The 19,954-nt window shown below is 39.9% G+C and carries 10 protein-coding genes; all 10 read right to left on the minus strand.

Features of this window, described 5'->3' with window-relative positions:
* Window positions 1–97: 97 nt before the first annotated feature.
* Window positions 98–2,254, minus strand: a complete 2,157-nt coding sequence (locus H6G05_RS01500) for a WD40 repeat domain-containing protein (RefSeq protein ID WP_190575707.1) — start codon at window positions 2,252–2,254, stop codon at window positions 98–100.
* Between the two features lie 138 nt (window positions 2,255–2,392).
* Entirely contained in the window at window positions 2,393–3,781 is a 1,389-nt protein-coding gene (locus tag H6G05_RS01505; protein WP_190575709.1) for a cache domain-containing protein, read from the minus strand.
* 39 nt (window positions 3,782–3,820) lie between these two features.
* Window positions 3,821–5,257 (minus strand): hypothetical protein, encoded by a 1,437-nt coding sequence (locus H6G05_RS01510; RefSeq protein WP_190575711.1) that lies wholly within the window; start codon window positions 5,255–5,257, stop codon window positions 3,821–3,823.
* An 82-nt stretch (window positions 5,258–5,339) separates the two neighbouring features.
* Window positions 5,340–6,407: a phage tail protein gene (locus H6G05_RS01515; RefSeq protein ID WP_190575713.1), complete on the minus strand. Its 1,068-nt coding sequence runs from the start codon at window positions 6,405–6,407 to the stop codon at window positions 5,340–5,342.
* 32 nt (window positions 6,408–6,439) lie between these two features.
* The gene (locus H6G05_RS01520) at window positions 6,440–8,653 is read right to left on the minus strand and encodes a putative baseplate assembly protein (RefSeq protein ID WP_190575715.1); all 2,214 of its coding nucleotides are present in this window, start codon (window positions 8,651–8,653) and stop codon (window positions 6,440–6,442) included.
* Window positions 8,654–8,794: 141 nt separating this feature from the next.
* Window positions 8,795–9,202 (minus strand): GPW/gp25 family protein, encoded by a 408-nt coding sequence (locus tag H6G05_RS01525; RefSeq protein WP_190575718.1) that lies wholly within the window; start codon window positions 9,200–9,202, stop codon window positions 8,795–8,797.
* Between the two features lie 16 nt (window positions 9,203–9,218).
* Window positions 9,219–9,611, minus strand: coding sequence for a DUF4280 domain-containing protein (locus H6G05_RS01530; RefSeq protein ID WP_190575720.1), 393 nt, complete (start codon window positions 9,609–9,611; stop codon window positions 9,219–9,221).
* A 277-nt stretch (window positions 9,612–9,888) separates the two neighbouring features.
* Window positions 9,889–11,814: a VgrG-related protein gene (locus H6G05_RS01535; protein ID WP_190575722.1), complete on the minus strand. Its 1,926-nt coding sequence runs from the start codon at window positions 11,812–11,814 to the stop codon at window positions 9,889–9,891.
* Window positions 11,815–11,878: 64 nt separating this feature from the next.
* Window positions 11,879–12,328, minus strand: coding sequence for a CIS tube protein (locus H6G05_RS01540; RefSeq protein WP_190575724.1), 450 nt, complete (start codon window positions 12,326–12,328; stop codon window positions 11,879–11,881).
* A gap of 94 nt (window positions 12,329–12,422) precedes the next feature.
* Window positions 12,423–19,952, minus strand: coding sequence for a hypothetical protein (locus H6G05_RS01545; protein ID WP_190575726.1), 7,530 nt, complete (start codon window positions 19,950–19,952; stop codon window positions 12,423–12,425).
* Between the last annotated feature and the right edge of the window lie 2 nt (window positions 19,953–19,954).

Here is a 19,954-nt window from a genome sequence, read left to right on the forward strand (position 1 = left end):
TTTTTCGTCGTGGTTTTGATTTCCTGCGTCACTTCATCTTTGACCTTCATCTCAATTCCGAGGCTTTCTTCAACTCCATTAAATTTTTGTCCTGTACTTAGCATCCTAGGTTAAAAAGTCGTTCTGTTTTTTGACCAAGTATTCTTCCTTCCGTTGTACCACTGATAGTCACAATATCCTTCCCAATCAGCTGGATATCCACAGCACTAATTGAAGAACGATTAGTTTCTAAAGTTTTACCATTAATATTACTGGTGCGTTTGCCATTGGCAGTTAAAGCCCACAGCTTCGTTTGTCCATCGTCACCACCACTAACTAAATAGCAACCTTGCGAACTGAAGGCAACCGATCGCACAGGTTTAGAATTATGAGCATCTTTCCAGCCATCAACTAATTGACAAGGACGATCGCCTTGCAAACAGGTACTGAGATCCCAAACTGACATATAGCCCTGATTGTCGGCTGTAGCCAGTAAATTGCGCTTGAGATCTGGTACAGAAATACTTTGGATATAGTCATCCTGTCCACCGACATTAGGATAGGCGATTTGCTTAACTGTATTGTTGACCCAATTCCAGAGGACAAGTTGGTTATAACGACCAGCGATCGCCAAAGTGCTGTCATCTTGTCCAACTAGAGCGATCGCAATAACCGCAAAATCAAATTTCTTAATCTGACTCGGTTGGGTGGGCGGATTGGTAAATAGACTTTGAAGATCCCACCGTAATACTGTGCCACTCCCATGACCACTAAATAAGGTTCTCGCGTCGAGGGTGTACTCTAAACCAAATACGCGATCATCCGACTGATTAGTAAATGTAGCGATCGGACGTTTATTGTCGGCTTGACTATCCAAAATCTGGATTTCCCCATTTTCTAGTCCAGCCGCTACAAAATTATTATTAACAGGACGATAGCGAACTGTGCGAATAGCTTTTTGAGCTTCCGTCAAAGTACCTAGATCAAAACCGCCAAAGGGTCGATAAAATCCTGATACATTCCACTTACGGATTGTGCGATCGTTAGAACTACTAATCGCATGACTACCAATACCATCATATTGAACAGATGTAACAGCTCCCTGATGCGGTGGAAATGGATTATTAGGATTAAAGCCAGACAACCAACCCATGACAAAGAGAATGATTGCTAAAATCAGGATTATTAAGAAAAGTGGAACTACTGGCTTAACAACAACTTCAATAGCTTGGACTTCATCAATGGTGTTAACCCTTGTATCTAGCCAGTTTGCCTTAATTAAAAGATTTAATTTCTGAGATGCTCCTAGCCAAGGTCGCGGTTTATCAACTTGAAGCTGAAGATCATTTTTACTGAATGGTTCAATTTCTGCATCATTGGGTGACACTTCAAAGGAAAAGTCTTCATAATCACTAGAGCTAACATTCTCTAGATCAAAACTAATTTTTTGCGGAAGGTTGCTGGCATTGTCGGCTGTGAGCGTAAATATGGCTGGTGATGATTGCCAAAACTTCCACCACAATTTCCACGATCGCTTAGCAGGAATAGTCTGTGATCTTGGTGAACAGACTACTGCTAATTCACCTTTTGGCAATACTTCTAAGCTCGATGTTAATTGCGAAGGTAAGCCATTGGTATGGGAAATATCGATGGTAAAAGGATAGGATTTGGCGATCGCATCATGATCAAATGGCAAATTACATATAAAGGAAGCCCGAAACTGCGCCCCAGCCTTGACTGTAAACTGTTGAGTATTGCCCCTAGGAAACCATGAATCTGGCAGATCACGGCAGGTTAAGGTTACATTTGTATTTTGCTGACTGGGATTTCCAATTAAGATGGGAATTTCTAGTTCATCAAGGGGCATAGCTTGAAGTTTTTGAGCAGGTATTTCAGCCTTTAAAATTGATCGCCCTGCTCCTTCTTGGAGATTGATGCGTAATACTTCACGATTTTCTTCACGTAACTCGATTGAAAAAGCCCGAACTGTAATATTCATAATCCCCGTAAATCCTGAGATCGGGGTTTCAATAATCGAAACCACAAACTCGACCAAATCTCCTGGAGGGATCTTCACACTCACATCGGGTGAAATCGTATACCACTCATAGCCAACTTCTTGAATGTCTGCACCTGCGGCAATGAGTTCAATCTGAAAGCTAGAAAACTGATTGCTATCATTAACGACAACTACAGGAAAAGAATTTTTTGCTGAACCAATTTTAAAATTTAGTTCTTTTTGAGGTATCTCTAAGCCGATTTGATTTGCGGACATCGCCGTATTCTCCTAGGTTTCTCTGATAGCGTTTGGCAAATGCGTACTTGTTCATTTGCTAAATCTAAAAATAACTACAGTAAAGGTTTGCAATTTTCATTTTGTCTACGACAAAATGAAAATCGTTATAGTTTGGGACTAAGAACGACGCGAAGCATCGCCCATCCTTAATGCTCTAGCACGGCTTAGAAGTGATTCTACTGAGTTAGACTGTCCCATTTGGGATGCGATCGCCGCTTTTTTAGCTTCATCCTTTTCGGCACGCAGTTTACTGAGTTGATTCTTCATCCCATTTTGGCGTTCCGCAATGGTACTTCCCATCTCTTGAAATACTCGCGCCATTTGCCCTAGTTCATCTTGACGCTGAGCAACTGAATCTAATTCTTCAGCATTAAAAGATTCTTCTTCGATTCCTTTTGCCGCAGTCATCAGATCTTTAATTGGTCGAAGTAGCCATGAGGCGATCGCCAAACCGATCAAAATATTTACCCCCAACATAATCACAATAATAATTAAAGTAACTCGGTTATTGGTATCAATCTCCTGCATGAAAATTGACTTTGGCACGATAATCCCCACTGACCAATCTAGCTGTAAGCCCTGATTCAATTTATGCGTGCTAACAATATATTTCTCACCATTTAACTCAAATTCAATTACTTGAGCATCTTGAAGACTTTGAAAGCCTCCGTACTGTTTTTGAATAGCTAGCCCAGCATTCTGTAGCTTTGGATCTTGACTTTGAGAAGCCTCAAAACGCTTAACTACATTGCCATTTTTCTCAAAGACTGGAGCTTCGGAAGTAGATGCAACCAATGTACCGTTGCCCTCAACTAAAAACACATTCCATCGATCGGAAGGGCGAGTTTGTAACATGAACTGCTTAATTTGTTTTAGTGAAATGTTAATGCCTACTACGCCCTGTATACCTCCACTAGAATTATAAATTGGGGTAGCTTTGGTGGTAGTTAGTTCGCCATCAGTGGTACTAACAAAAATCGAACTCCAAATTGCTTTGCCAGACTGTTTAGCGGCAATATACCACGGACGGGTTCGATGGTCATATACTTCATTTGTGACCAATTTCCCTCGTACTCCATCACTACTTAGCACATAGGTCGGACGATTAAGACTATTAGCTTCCTCGCGAATACGCAGCAAAAAATTGGAGCCAGTATAGCGCTCAATACCAACCATCGTTCCACTTTCATTGCCATAAAACAAAATGTTTTGGATATTTAGTTCCCTTGCTTTATTAAAGACATCTTTTTGAACTTGACTAATATCATTGGGGTTAATACTGCCGTTGCTAAGGGCGGTAGTCAAAGACTGATTGATTCGTACTGACTCTTCTAGATAGGAAGTAATTTGTTGTTCAACCCGTAAATTTAAATTGTCACAAAGTTGACGAGTTAGCTTCTGGATAGCTCGTTCACTACTATTAAATGAAATCCAACCCGTGATACCAACTGCTACCGTAATTTGAATGCTCAAAACAATGGGAAAAACTTGACGAATCGAAGACATAGATAAATAACCTTGGATAAATGTGAATGTCTAGATGCTTTATGGGAGGGTGTCAACCATATTGGTGATGCGGCGTTGATCAGATTCTGGTTGCAGATTAAGATTGTTTTGGTATTGAGGATTTACTTGCATGGCTTGATACATTCCAGAACGTTGAGCAGCATAGTTGAGAATATTAATCCCCAATTCTTGGCAATTGCGAATGGTTTCTCTCGTCAGGGCTTGATCGGATTGACCACTCCAGATCGGTAATAGCTTGCCTAGTATGACAATTAAACCTCCATTCGTGACTATCTGCATTGGTTGCTCAGTGATTGCTGATAAATTTGGAAATAGAAATGGCTGGCTACGGAGAGGATGAGTTCTCTCTAAATCGGAAAATGCTTGCATCGGTGTTTCCATGGGAAGCCGACTGCGAAGGGAATCAAGAAAATCTTGGGTAGAGGAATTGATCTCAATGGCGATCGCTTCTAACTCAGACAGTAGTTCTGATTGAATACTCGACTGATCAGCTTGTTGAGCCATTGATAGCGATTGGCTAGTTTTTTTGAGCTTATTGCTAGCATTTTGGAGTTCATTATAAATTCCTAATAGATTTTCTAACTGGCTATTACGAATTGAGGCTTCGATTAGTACGACCCCACCCATAGCAATGTATTCTCGTAAAGCTAATTGTGTAGCATCATTAATGGTTAAAACTTGGGCATGGGTCAAACAAATGAGATGGTAGGTACTGAGATGACTCAATGTCAGTTCAGCATTAATATCTAGCTTACTGATTGGCTCAATTATGCTCAAGCTCGGTGCAAGACTGGATAAGGATTGTCCGAGAAAATGGAGATTTTCTTGAATGGAGTTTTGTTGATTGTCGCTGAAAGTTGCTACTCGAACCAAGTTTTTGGGACGAATTTGAGCTTGTAAGCGGTAGCGCATATCTAATTGCGATACTTGGGGAGAAAATATATCTATTGGTTTCTGGATTTCCAACTTCCCTTCAGCGATCGCTATCCGACAGATTTCAATATCCGTTTCAAGTGGTAAGTCAGTTTTCTCATTGACTCGAAAGGTTTCTACCAGTATTTCATTGCCATTGGCTCGCTTGAGTTTAGCAGGATCGACATAACTAAGAACTAGATAAACGATCGCAATCTCAACATCATAAGCAGTCGTGGAAATCCGAAAATCGAGAGGAGTTGGCACAACAATAAAATTACCTTGCAGATCGATCGCCATGCCTAGCTGAATTTGCACCCAACGCCCATCCCGAAATTTGGCGGGTAAGTCATCAGGCGCAGCGATCGGAGCAACGCCTAAACCACAAATTATCCCTGGTAAAAATAGAGACTGATACTGCACATTTTGGCGATGCTGATGATATTCGTGAGCGAGTCGCCATCGTTCACTATTGATCATCAATCCATCTGATACTTGTAACCTTTCAAAGGATTTAATTATGGGATAGGGAAAGTCATTCATAGGTTTTTAGTGATTTTTTCTCAATTATTTTTATCAGTACATTTTTAGGATTTAAAGATATCGGCGCTTCGTAACGAGATCTTTAAATGACTTCTAGATCGTAGGTACAACAAACAGGCTTTTCACGTTCGATAATTCGATGGATCAGCGGCAGGTCAAGACTATTCTGTAAATCGTTACGAATTCTCACCACAAAATGAAAGGGTCTACCACCACCCGTGGAGGCACTTTGTCCGAGGATTGCTTCACTAAGCACAAAACCCCGTCCTGTGATTTCAAAAATACTAATGTGTTTTTCTGTCTCAGGTAAATGTTCGTCGAGGGGTAATCCTGTAAACAAATGGATATAAAAGCGTAGCCCCCGACGAGTTCCCCGCCAGCGATAAATCTGCATGGCTTGCTTGATCAAGTAGCGTTGTCGCTCAACATCAAGATTTGTTGCTGTTTCCCATCCCACCCAATGGGCAAGAAACGGCAACATAGTTTCAGGAGCTAGCATTGGGTCGAGATAAGCCCAGAGTGAGTCTAAGATCTGCACATCGGGTTCTAGGGCTTCTTCAAAGATCTTTAGCAAGCGTCCTACAAAATCTACTTCACGGTAAGTATCAGGTAAGAAGTCCAGATATAAACTAGGCGGACGCACATACAGCCGGAATGGCTCAACATCAAATAATTCTAGTCTGGGAGAGAATTCTGAATTAGAACTCGCATAACCACCATAAATTTGTAACTGCCCCTGATAATTAATCGTGAGGGGCTGACCTTGCACGATCGCCTCTTGTTTCTCAAAAAAGTCCGCAGGAACTTGGAAATAAAGAACAGCTTCCATCTCTGCATAGGGCGGCAACTCATTCCCTTCCATCCCAATTTGCAGCCAATCCGTTGGGAAGTCCCCTTCAACACGCAAGTTAGTCAGTAGCGATCGGTTACTGGAGTTTTTGAGCTTGACTACAATCTCACTCGGTTCATGGGGATGGATCAGCAGTTTGCAATTAGTAGGCGATCGCACACTATCACCCGTGGCTCGCAACAGATTGTCCTGTGGACTACCCAAATTATCGGCACTGGCTAAAGTCTCTTCAATGGCATCAGGAGACTTCATCGAAATTAGGCGAATGCTTAGTGCTTGGAGCTTACTTTTTTGAGTCATAGGAGGTGGTATTTAGATGCTGTCATGCGGGCTTAACTGACTATATTAATCACATGGCTAGAGCGTAATCTAGGACTGCGCCAAGAGCAGATCAATCCAACTGAACCGGGGTCAATCATTGGTTGTGGCGCAAGTCTTCTCATCCATTCGCCGTTTTCATAGCGCAACTCAAATAGTTGTACTGTACCTAAAAAGCGCACACCTTGAAAGTTTTGTAACAGTTTGACAATATCAGACGGATAAACAGGACGACCAAACTCCCAACCTTGTCCGCTAACTCCACCCGTAATCGGATTAAGAAACCGATAGAGCATCACCTTAAGCTGTCGCACAATATCTTGCTGCACCTGTGGATTACTGTAGGAAGCTTCGAGAGCAATCTCAGTCTGTACACAGACTCCCACATATTCGGGTTGGTCTAGTTGAATTTGGATGCCTAGCATTTTCCGTTCATCAAGATAGCCTAAGACTCGGTCAATGAGGGGCTTGGTTAAAATGAACTGATCAGGAGCAATTCCTTGACCTTGCTCAACGCTTTCCGTGCGGACTCTAGGGACAACTAGCAACTTCACAGTTCCTGCTTCTTGTTTCCTCCGAGTGGGCGCACACATGACGCGAGCTACTGCACCATCCCCCGCAATCAGAGTCAAATATTCAAAATCAGTTTGGGTAATTGCGCGATCGCGAGTTCGGAGCATCTTAGGAACTCGCACAGCCACATCATCAAGGGATTCTGCGTCAACACCATTACTTGCCGAAATGTGATTGGTTAAACTAGCTACATAGGGGATAGCATTTTTGGCTATTCGCAAACTTCCGCGCTGCACATTACCGCGAAAGCCTCCACCTGTGCGATATTTCACCATTTGGATAATTGCGCCTTTAGGTGGAACTGCTCCATATTGAGTACCAGTTGACTTCGTATTCATAGCGATCGCCTTAGTTTGATCCGCCACGACTCTTTGCATTGGTTCACCTTGAATCCGTAGACGTTGCAATGTATGCTGACTCTGATAATTAGGCGTTTGCACAAAGGGACCAAATTGAACTTGTCCTGAAGTGGAATCGATAATATAGTGCAAATCACTTTCCGTAGATTCGGAAAAATCGGCAACTTCCTGCCATATTTGTGGCAGTCCGACGGGTGGGGTGATTAGTAAATATTCATCTGCTTGGCGCGGCAATATTGGTTGGTGCATTAGCTGAAAGACCTGTCCTGATTTGCCATTGCTCTCTCCCAAAACCTCATTTACTAAAGCATGACATTGAGTAGCCTTAACTGTCCCACCGATCGCTCTCGCACCCATGCCAATAATATGTGGCGATCGGTTATAGGCTAACTGATTAGCTGTTGGTTCGACATAGCTACAGCGTAACCACCGCCCTCGATAAGTCGAAAACTGTGTCACTTCCCATGTAAGTGGTAAATGAAAGATAACTTCTGCACCCTGTAAAGGATTTGTCCCCTCATTGGCTAATTCACTAAAACTAAATCCTTTCGTGCGATCGTCACTCTCTTTTTGGAGTACAGGTTGCCATGCATTGCCATTCCATGCTTCCCAAAATCGAGGTGGATTATTCGGATTAATCCCTGTGGTTGTTGCCGATTCTCCCTTCAAGTTGAGGGCTATTACATTGCCATTGATCGGTTGTTCTCCATCAAACACCACATAGAAACAATTATTTGGTTGAGGCGGTTCACTAAATAGAGCTATTTCCTGTCCTGACCATCCCTCTTCACGATCTTCTGTCCATACATCTAAGAGTAAATCACGTAAAAATTCAGGGTTTTCTTCGGCTCTAGGTGCAGCAAGTAAATGTAAAATTCGGGGATTCCCAATTATCAGAGGTTGATCGGTACTAAAGACGATCGCCTCTTCAGTTTCAGTTCGCAGTGTAGCAACCTCAATCCCCGCAGGAATTGTGTAGGGTTCTGGCAAAGACGCACTCAGATAAAAAGTTACCTCTGTTTGAGCAGGTGCTGGTGGCTGTAAGCGAATCCCTAACAATTCTAAAAAAGCAACATAATTACGTCGCGGTACTTGGTTAAACCGCATCAACATCTGATCGGTCAACCAAGCAAATAATTCAATTAGGGTAACCCCTGGATCGCTAGGGTTATAATTTGTCCATTCTGGACAGTAGCGCGGGATTCTGAGAAGACACTCATTCACCAATTCTGCAAAGGTGCGATCGTCAAGATCCGATTTGGGCAAATTGGGAAGAAAATCAAACTCTTTCGTCATTACACAATGCTCGCAAGTGAATTTGGCGATGTTTTGATTTTACTAGCTATGTTTACCCTTCGCGATTAAATACCAAATTATTTCAAAAAGTTAAAGCTAATTTTTGTGGCACGTCTTTGCCGTGCCACAAAAATTGCTTCTTTAATTGCCATTGGGTGGTAGTAAATAAAACGGATAAACCATGCTACGACGGTCATGGCTTTCTTTTATTTCATAGAGAATTTTTAGATCTAAACGTCCTCTAATGGGATCAGGCTCTGCATAAACGCCCGTAACTTTAATCCTAGGTTCCCATCTATTCAATGCTTCTTCAACATAGATTCTGGCTAGCAAAATTGTTTGCGGATTCATCGGCGCAAAAGTGAGATCCGATAAGCGACTGCCAAAATTAGGGCGATACACCCGCTCGCCTAATTTGGTATTCAAAATTGTAGCGATCGACTCCTCTAAATTGCGATCGCCGTCTTCAGTTTTTAGTTCACCTTGAACATTAATTCGCAAAGGGAACGAAATTCCCCTACCCAGATAATCGCGATCTAAGTTACTCATAGTTAGTAATACATACTTATGGAATTTGTCCCGTTACTTGTCCAGCAAAATTAATGGAAATCACACCGCCCCAAGCACACATACATTTTGAGGAGTTGTTAAGCGCAGGAAAGTTGTTGATTAATACAGTTGGAGAGCCTGGAACCCAAGGGGCGACGGTCACAGGGATACAAGGCATAGGTGTAAATACACCTAAAGCTGCGGCTGTGGCGGCGATTACCATTGGATTAGCAGGCGAGTTACACATCCCAAAAGGAGGGATATTTACGATTGGGGCAAAATCCATAATTGACGCGGCGAAAGGTCCTCCTGTCATTACAGGCATCCCCTTAGGGATCACAATCAATGAACTTGGTGCAACTCCAAAACTACATTGAAGCATTGCTCCCATAACAACTTGCTGTCCCATACCTGATCTCCTCCAATTTTTTAATTTTATAGCGACTTGCGGTAGAGGTAAACCCAGACTCGATATCATCAGCTATTCTCATTATAAAAATCGTTTTTTTGAAAGTCCGCCGTTGGCGGACTTTCAAAAAACCGATTTTGGTGTTTCCAGCGCCGAAGGCGCTGGAAACACCAAAATCGGTTTCATAATGAGAATTGCTGCGATATCATACTCCTTATCCAGTGAATAATTAGTGGTGCTCAGCTTAGCTGAGCACCACTAATTATTCACTGGGCGATCAATTAATCTTAACTAAACTACCTTTAATCACAGCTATTCCACTTGCATCCACATTAACCATTGCGCCTTTAATTGTATTAGCTCCAGTCGCCTCAACATTGATCAAGGGTGCTTCCATTTTGGCTGAACCAGTACCTTTTACCTGTACTTGCGCTCCTTCAATTACTACACCTGTGTTAGAAATCACTATTTTGCTACTACCTACTTTAAGCGTAATGTTGGTAGTTGCGGTTAAGGTCATATTAGCTGCATTAATCATTAGATCTTTAGTTGTACCAGATGTCCCAGTTTTAATCGTGATGTCTCCTGTGGAAGTTAGGCTAATTACCTTAGAGGTGTCATCAGCACGAAATTTATGCCCACCTGTTGTTTCCAGTTCCGCAAACTTGTCGCTGTCATTTAATCGGAGATTATGACCACCGATTGTATTCAAGTAAACTCCTTTTTTTGTAGGCGCTTTATCTTCTTCAACAAACTGCAATTTATGACCGAGGCGAGTTTTAAATGTCCGTAAACGCACCTTACCGTTAACGACGCTGTCAGTTACCACTTCAGGAGGTGCATCTGTTCCATTCCATACACCACCTATCACATAGGGGCGATGAATATCCCCATGCTCAAAGGCTACTAAAACTTCGTCATTAACTTCTGGCAAACAATCAAAGCCTCTAGCTGCACCTGCTCCAACACTCACGACTCTCGCCCAATTACTTTCATGCTCTTCTGTGAGCGTGGGAAATTTAACCCTAACTCTTCCCCATTTCTTGGGATCGTTGTTATTGCTCACTACTCCCACCATCATCGTTTGTCCAGGTTGTAGATGAGTTTTAGATGACAATATGGAGAATAAATTTCCTCCACGCAAACCACGCACACTGAAATGAGTAACGTACTTGCGCTCCTGAAAAGAGTGATGGGTTTCGGTCACATAATAACTGCCACTATAGTTACCGATGCCAGACAAAGTGATTACTTTTCCCGGTCTAATCGCAGGGTTGCCTTCTCCTTTAGCATCAGCATTAACAAACTCACCACCTAACTCTTTATATAATGACTGAGCCATTTTTAAAGCTTCATTAGAACTAAAAACTGGCTGATCAACCACGATCATTTTTGGTGAGCCACTAAATTTAGTGCTGGAGGCTTTCCCTGTACCGCTATCAGTTGACGTAAGTATTGTTGCTGTTGATGCTGTAGAGACGATCGCTTGTTTTTGCTGATAGTCCCAACCTCTCACTTCCACAGAGCTAACCTGCTCAGCACTCGTAACCCTCACTCGAAAACTATGGATATCCTCTAACCAAGTGAGTGTCAGTGCTGCATCTTGAGTTGGTTCCCGAAAGTTTAGCTTTCCATTCTGAACATATAATTCAAAGCCATTGCGAGCAGCCCTTTCTTGCAAAAATTCCATGTTGGTCTGATTTTCTTGGAAAGCGTATTCATGGACAACCGTAGTTGCAGTGATAGTCCCTGACGCAATACCCGCTTCACCAATTATTTGGGAGACCATATCGCTATCTTTAACATTTTGGAAAGATCGGTTATAACGTCCTCGATGTAAACGATGCGAGACATCGTAGCCACGAACGATGATCGGAGCCTGAGATTTTTCGTTAAGCTCTGTTTCTATAGCTGTAATTTCACCTTCTAAGACATACCCAGTCGCTTCTTGTGAAAAATCAGTATCTTCAGTGGTACTAGAAGTGAAACCAATATTGATTTTCTTGCCGATCGCAAATGTAGCTTGATGCTTCCAAGTTGTATCTGAGTTCCCAGGAAAGTAATCATTATTGATAATGAGAGTGAACATCCCTGGCTGATGTAGACTTTCCTCAACAGATATTTGCAAAATATCATTAAGCAAATCTGCGGAAGCGGTAACTCCATCAATTTTAAGTAATGGTGCGGGTATATATTTCGGCATTAGTGACTCTAGCTAGTTTTTTGTATGTCAGTAAAAGTGGCACTTCGCAATGCTTTTACTTATTTTAGAGTTGTGTGGCATCAACTTCTTCTAGGGACATATCAACGATCGCTCGAACAGGTGTACCATCAGCCAAAAACATGGTTAGTTTATAGCTAACAGATTTGACAAAGCATTTAAGATACTGGTTCTGTCCCCAAGCAAAAACATAGACTGGCGGTCGTTCTAATGATCCTGTAAAGTCTGTAGATTTAATAATTGGGTCAATCAATGTTAGAACGCTTGTTCCAGCTTCGTAAGTATCAAACGTTAAATTGCTAAGAGAGAGACTAACAGGCTCTGGATAGGCGAAAGTAACTTTGGGTAACCCTGAGGCAGTCCGCGCACCTGCGGATCGGTTGAGACTTACTGATCGCTGAAATTGAAGCTCGGTGGGGTTAAACTGAAAATTTATGGCTGCTGCTCCTGCATCAGTGGTAGTGAGCATTGCTTTAACCATTGGGCCTGCTGTCATAATCTATCCTCCATAATAATTTTTGGATGTTTTGGATAATAAAGTGCTGCGCGGAGCGCAGCACTTTATTACTTATATTCTGCACTATATATAATCACCAAGGTAATCGCCCTTGATATTTACCTCCCTGTCGTTCTTTTTCTATTTCTAAACGTTGCCTCAATAAAATATATATCTCTTGAGCAAGGGTTTCAAGATTTTTATCAAAGTTCTCTTCATCATAACTATCATTATTTTGACTGGGATTGACGGAGACTTTAGCTTCTGGCAAAGTATCGGAGGTAAGTTCGCGTTGAATTGTATTAGATCGAATATTTGTATTTGTAATTTTGTTGGGATTTCCTTTTTGCAATCCTAATGGCGTTAAGTATAAGTCTTGTTCAATATCATTATCCGCATAGGTAGTTTTATCTGGCGATCGCTGAATGGTTGTTTGATTGCTAGAAGAACTTGTGGATGGATTTGAGGAGCTAGTTGCTAGAGAGCTGCGATCGCTAGTACTAGATGTTTGTTTGTTAAGAGAGCTTGTGGTTGAACTAGCCTTTGGAGGCGGCAAGTTAGCTAACAATTCGGATATATTTGACCAGCCCATAGAATTTGTCTGGCTATTGTCAGAGTTTTTGTCTTGCTTAGGTTGAATTGCTTTAGCTATGTTATTTAAACTATTGGGAAAATTGCTTTGAGCTGGTCTATCTTGTCGATCTATTTGCGATCGCTGGACTGTTTGCGATGTCATCATAGCGCTAGAGATTGGAAGTGATGGCAGCAATGAAAAATTACCTAAGTAATCACTATGAGCAAGATTTTCAATAGTTTTGGGAAGTTGTAAATCTTTGGTATTACTAGGATCAGCTAGCATTTGAATAATTGTTTGATTGTCATTTTGCTCTAAAGAAGCTTTTTTATTGATAGCATCATCTTTTTTTGGATCAGAATTCGGGTCAGATTTTTTCTGTATTTGCTGAGAATTATTATGCTCTAAATCATCTGATATCTGAGAACTTACTTCAAAATCTAGAGCAACTAAATCGGTGTCTCTTTGGATGACATTATTATGATCAATTGCTAAGGTACTATCGATATTTTCTGAAGCATCTAAATTTCTTTGAATTTGTTGAATGGGTTCAGGTGGAGAGATATTACCTATTGTCGAATCACCAGTTTCTCTTTGTAATTTACTCTGTATGTCATTATTTACAGAAGATTGTGTAACATCAATAATTGATAAATCAGGTTCTCTTGGGATAACAGAATTGTTTTGATAAACGTTATCTACTGATGAAATATCAGGATCAAATTGTCTTTGGATTGTCTCATTTTGAGGGGAACTTGTAATATCACTTTTATTAATAATCGTTGACCCATCAGATTCTTGTGGAGAAATGTGAGCGCTCTGAGAAATATCTATTGCTGAAATATCAGATTGTCTCTGTATTGCATCAATAGATGAATCAGTTTGCTGGATTTGTTGGGTAAGATCTTCTTGAGCGATATTACCATCTACAGAAATATCTGATTGTCTCTGTATTTCATTAGTTTGCTGTGACTGTTTTATATCAACAGGCGACAAATCGGAATTAATATCTACAGCAAAAATGTCATCATCACCAAATCTTTGAATTTGTTGTGACGCTCTATTTATAGAAATATCAGAAGTCGATATATCCGCTTTTGTTTGAATTTGTGAGGTGTGCTCGCCTTCAGAGATATTAGCGTCTAATGTAGAAATATCAGTTTGTCTCTGGTTACCCTCAGTTTGAGGAGTTTGTGTAATATCAGCAGGTGATTCAGAATTTCGTTGAAGAGTGTGATCGCTTTGAGAAATACTATTTGCCAAAGAAAGATCAGGTTGTTTCTGGACTTCATTAGTGCGATCGCTTTGATAGGTATTATCTACAAAAGATTCTCTCTGAACTGATTCAACAGCTTTGCCGATAGGATTACCATCAGAAATAGATGAATCAGTTTGTTTTATTTGTTGAGTCAGATCTCCTTCAGTAAGACTATTTAATGACACACCAGATTGTTTCTGTATTTCATTAGTTGGGGGTGATTGTGTAACATCAACATTATTGAATAAGTCAGCTTCTCTCTGAACAGTGCGATCGCCTTGAGACATATTATCTACGGCAGAAATATCAGATTCTTGTTGTATAGCATCAGCGATGCTATCTACAGTAGAAATATCAGCATCACCAAATCTCTGAATTTGTTGTGAATCACTATTTATAGAAATATCAAATATTGATAAATCAGGCTTTGTTTGAATTTGTTGCGGGAAATTATCTTCAGCACGACTATCTAAAACAGGAGATTCATCAGATTGTCTCTGGATACCATCAACTTGAGGTGGTTGTTTACTATCAGCAGGTGTTAAACCAGAGTTATTTTGAATTGTTAGACGATCACTTTGAGCAATCCTATCTATATCTGAAAAGTTAGGTTGTCTCTGTATTTCATTAGCCTGTGAATCTTGCTTAATATCTAACGCAGATATATCTAGTGAACTAGATATATTGCGATCGCTTTGGGAAATATTATCTACTAAAGATTCTCTCTGAATTGATTGAGCAGAATTATTTGTAATAGCTCTATCAGGAACAGATGAATTAGCGGGTTGTGTCTGTTGAACAAGATTTCCTTGAGAAATCATTTCAGCAGCATCTACTGGAAGATTAGATATCTCTTGGTTGTCAGTAGTTTGAAACAATTGAGGGCTATCAATATTATTGAATAGGTCAGTCTCTCTCTGAATATTTTGCTCAGTTGGTGAAGTATTATCTGCCAACGCAATATCAGGCTGTCTCTGGATTGTGTCAGGTTGAAATTGTGTAAGTTCAACTGGAGATGAGTTGGTTTTTCTTTGGATGTTTTCAGAATTAATGTCTACATCAGAAATGTCAGCATCAACAAATCTTTGAATTTGTTGTGATTCTCTATTTATAGAAATATCAGCAGTTGACAAATCAGATTTTGTTTGAATTTGTTGCCTGCTGTTATCTGCTAAAAGTCTATCTAAAGGTGATTCAGTAGCTATGTCAATTTGCTGGGTGTTACTAGAAGCATCACTATTCGAGTTAGGTAAATCAGATGTTCTTTGAATTTGTTGAGTGTGATTATCTCCAGCAATATTATTGTCTACTGTAGAAACATCAGATTGTCTCTGTAGTTCATCAGACTGAGTGTTTTGCTGAATGTCCACATTAGAAAAATTAGTCTGAAGTGACTGAACAATATTTTTGCCAGCGTTACTATCAGAAATAAACGGAACAGTTTGCTTTATTTGTTGAGAAACATATCCCTCAGTAAGACTATTTAATGACGCATCTGATTGTCTCTGTATGTCATTACTTTGTGGCGATTGTTTAATATCAACATTATTGAATACGTCAGGGTTTCTTTGAATAGTGTGATCGCCTTGAGAAATAGTATCTACATCAGAAATATCAGATTCTTTTTGTGTGGTATCAACGACACTACCTACAGTAGAGATATCAGCATCAACAAATCTTTGAATTTGTTGTGAATCTCTGTTTGTGGAAATATCAGAGTTCGATAAATCAGATTTTGTTTGGATTTTTTGTGTGCGATTTCCCCCAAAAATACTATTGTCTACTATAGAAATATTAGGTGTAGAAACATCAGGTTGTCTCTGGATATTCTCAACTTGAGAAGCTTGTGCACTATCAGCAGATGATAAATCAGGATCTCTTTGAATAGTGCGATCGCTTTCGGCAATACTATTCACCTCCGAAGTATCAGTTTCTCTCTGTATTTCATCAGTATGGAGAATCTGCATACTGTCAATAGGAGATAATTCTGATGCTTTTTGAATGGTGCGATCGCCTTCGGGAAAGTTATCAAGAATAGGAGATTCAGAAAATCTTTGAATGGACTGAATATCGTTGTCAATAAAACCGCCAGATTGCTTCTGAACTTCATTAATTTGAGCATCTTGCTTATTATCCACAGCAGATAAATCTGGTTCTCGTTGAATAGTGCGATCGCTTTGAATAGGACTATCTAGTAAATTAAGATCAGGTTGTCTCTGGACTTCATTGATTTGAGCATCTTCGCTAATATAAGGAGGAGACAAATCAACTTCTCTCTGAATTTGTTGAATATCGTTACTTGCAGTAGCCTTATCAGTAAACAATGCATCAGTTTGTTGTATTTGTTGAGCAAGAGATTCTTGATTAATACCATTGACAGAGACATCACCTTTCCTCTGTATAGCATCAGTTTGGGCAGATTGTGGAACATCATCATCTGATGTATTAAATTCTTTCTGAATAGTATGATTGCCTTGAGAAATGTTGTCTACTGCCGTAACATCATCAGTTCGTAGAGTTTGGGTAAGATCGGGAGACAAGTTGGATTTTCGTTGAATATCTCCAGAGATACTATCTACTGTAGAAATATCAGCATCACCAAATCTTTGTTGTGGTGAATTTCTGTTGCTAGAACTATCAGAAGTGGATATATCAGGTTTTGTTTGAATTAATTGAGGGCGATCGCTTTCAGAAAAACTATCTAAAACAGGAGATTCAGATTGTTGCTGTAAAGAATCGGGTTGAGAAACTTGTGAAACATCTTTATCTAATGAATTAGATGCTAGCTGAATAGAGCGATCGCCTTGAGAAGGGCTATCTATTGGGTTAATCTCAGTTTGTTTTTGGACTTCATTCGTCTGAGCATTTTGCTTAATATCAACAGGAGATAAATCTGGTTCTCGTTGAATAGTGTTGCTTTGAGAAGTACTCTCTACTGCTGCAACATCGAATTGTCGTTGTATGGGATCAATTTGGGGAGATTGTGCAATATCAACATTATTGAATAAATCAGGCTCTTTCTGAATAGTGCGATCATCTTGATCGATATTATCTAAAACAGGAGATTCAGAAGTCTTTACAATTGGTTGAATCTTGTCATTTGTAGAAGTGCTATCAGGGACAGATGGAGCAGGTTGTCTTTGAATTTGTTGAGTGAGATCGCTTTCAAAGATATTATCGACCACTAAAACATCAGGCTGTCTCTGGATTTCATCAGTCGGGGGTATTGCTCTATCAACAGGAGAGAAGTCAGAAGGAGCCAAGTCAGATTTCCGTTGAATAGAGAGATCGCCTTCAGGAGCATTTTTTAAGATCCCAGATGCCAAAGAGCTTCTAATTTGCTGAGAGTTATTACTTGTAGAAGAACTATCCGAGTCAGGTAAGTCTGCAATATTAGCTTGATCCGGTTGCCTCTGAATACTATTAGTCTGGGGTGATTGACCAATATCAATATTTAAAAAAGTAGATGATTGTTGAATAGAGCGATCGCTTTCAGACACAATCGTAGTTTCAGAAGACCTTTGAATTGATTGAGTGCTGTTGATTGCAGGCGTACTATCTACCGTAGAAAGATCAGGTTGTCTTTGGATTTCATCAGTCTGAGCAAGCTGTGTAGGCTCAATAGTAGTTAATTCAAATTCTCGTTGAATAGGGCGATCGCTTTCGATAAAATTATTCGCAATAGAAGATTCAGAAGATCTTTGAATTGGCTGAGTATTGCTGATTGTAGAATTGCTGCTGTCTATGGAACTATCAGCAGTAGCAAGATCAGACTGTCTTTGGATTTGTGGAGTGTAGTCTGCTTGAGAAATACGATTAACATCTGTTTGGCTCTGTACTTCATCAGATTGGGTAATATCGGTAACTGTTCCTAAAGGTTCTCTTTGAAGAGTGCGATCGCCTTGAGAAATATCATCCACTGAAATATTAGGTTGTGTTCTTATCGCGTCAGTTTGAAGAGATTGGGTAATATCAGTAGCTGCTAAATTAGGCTTTCGCTGAATAGCAGGATTAATTTCAGGAATAGTATTCTCATTAGAGATACTAGATTGTGTCTGTAATGGATCTAATTGAGAAGATTGTGTATTATCGACACTAGATAAACTAGGTTCTCGCTGAATAGTGCGATCGCTGTCAGCAACACGATCTAAAACAGGAGATTCAGCAAATCTTTGAGTTTGTTGTGCGTTAATACTTGTACTAGTATTTTCAAGGAGAGATGAATCAATTTGTCTATGAGTTTGTTGAGTGAGATCACCTTGAGAAATACTATCTACTGAAGAAATATCAGGTAGCCTCTGTATTTCATCAGTTGGGGGAATCTGTATTCTATCGACAGAAGATAAATCAGGTTCTTGCTGAATAGTGCGATCGCTTTCAGCAATATTTTCTAAAATACTAGATTCAGAAGATCTTTGAATTGGCTGAGTATTTTTGTCTGTAGAAATCCTGCTATTAGAGATAGACAAATCAGGCTGTCTTTGGATTGGCTGAGTAAGATCTACTTGAGAGATATTATTTACAGGATTATTTACAGGATTATTTACAGGTGCAGTATTAGCTTTTTTCTGTAAAGCATCAACTTGAGGAACTTGAGACACTTGAGGAATATTATCGGTATCAACAAGATTAGATTCTTTTTGAATAGTGCGATCACTTACCAAAGAATTACTAACTGTATCAATGCCTGTAACTGGTAAATTAGAATTTAATTGAATTTGTGGATTTTGAATATTGGTTGTAGAACCATCAGAAATTCTTGGGGTTTTCTCAAAGTAATCGCCCTGAGAAATATTATCTGCGACAGGAGATCTTTGTATTTGTTGAAAATTATCACTGGTTAAATTGACAGCAAGATTAGGCAAATCAATTCCCGAATAGTTTTGCTGAAGGTCTTCACTCTGAGTAATATTGTCTACATTAGAAATCTCAGACTGTCTTTGTAATACATCAGTTTGAGCAGCTTGAGTAGTATCAACCGTAAATAAATTAGATTCTGTTTGATTAGAGCGATCGCCTTCTAAAAGATTATTATTTGCAAAAGCTAAATTAGCTTCATCTGTCTGCCTTTGAAGTGGCTTATCTGGATTACTTTGATTACTTTGCTCAATACTTGTTTCTAAAACAGGCGAATTAGAATTTAATGGCAGTTGTGGGTTTGGGGTGTTTGCTGAAGAATGATCAGAAGTTCTTTGAATTTGCTCAGGGCGATCACTGTTTGAATTATTACTGTCAATAATCGACAAATCATCAGATCTTTGAATAGCTATATTTCCTGATGTATCTACTTCTAAACTTGGCTGAAAATCATGATTGGGTGAGGGATTTGCACTCAATTCTTGACTGGATAAATTCAGTGGAGAATTCTGAGGCTGTGCTTGAGAAGAATCGACAGTTTTCCTTTGTATTGAATCATTTTTAGGAGAATCAATTGGCGATCGCTCAGTTTGTACTTGCCTCTTTAGATCGTTTTTAGAAGCAATAGCCTTTGTTTGGATATCAGGTTGATTTGTTGCTTGACTATCAAACCCACTTAGAGAATCTGATTGTAAAGGTTGATCAAAAAAAGAAAAATCATTAAAAGCATTATTCAGTGGCTCAAAATCATTTTCAGCCGCTAAATTATCGGGATTGACTAATGAGATGGCTCCTAGGGGATATATGAATTTTGGCTGTAAAAATGACTGCCCAAGCGATGGCGGCACAAGCAAAGGAGTGTAATTACCTAATGGAATATCATCAGATAAATCATCACCACCAGCATCAAAAGGAGTTGAAGTATTTTCTGTCACTG

The sequence above is a fragment of the Phormidium tenue FACHB-1050 genome (assembly GCF_014696925.1).
GTDB lineage: Bacteria > Cyanobacteriota > Cyanobacteriia > Pseudanabaenales > Pseudanabaenaceae > Pseudanabaena.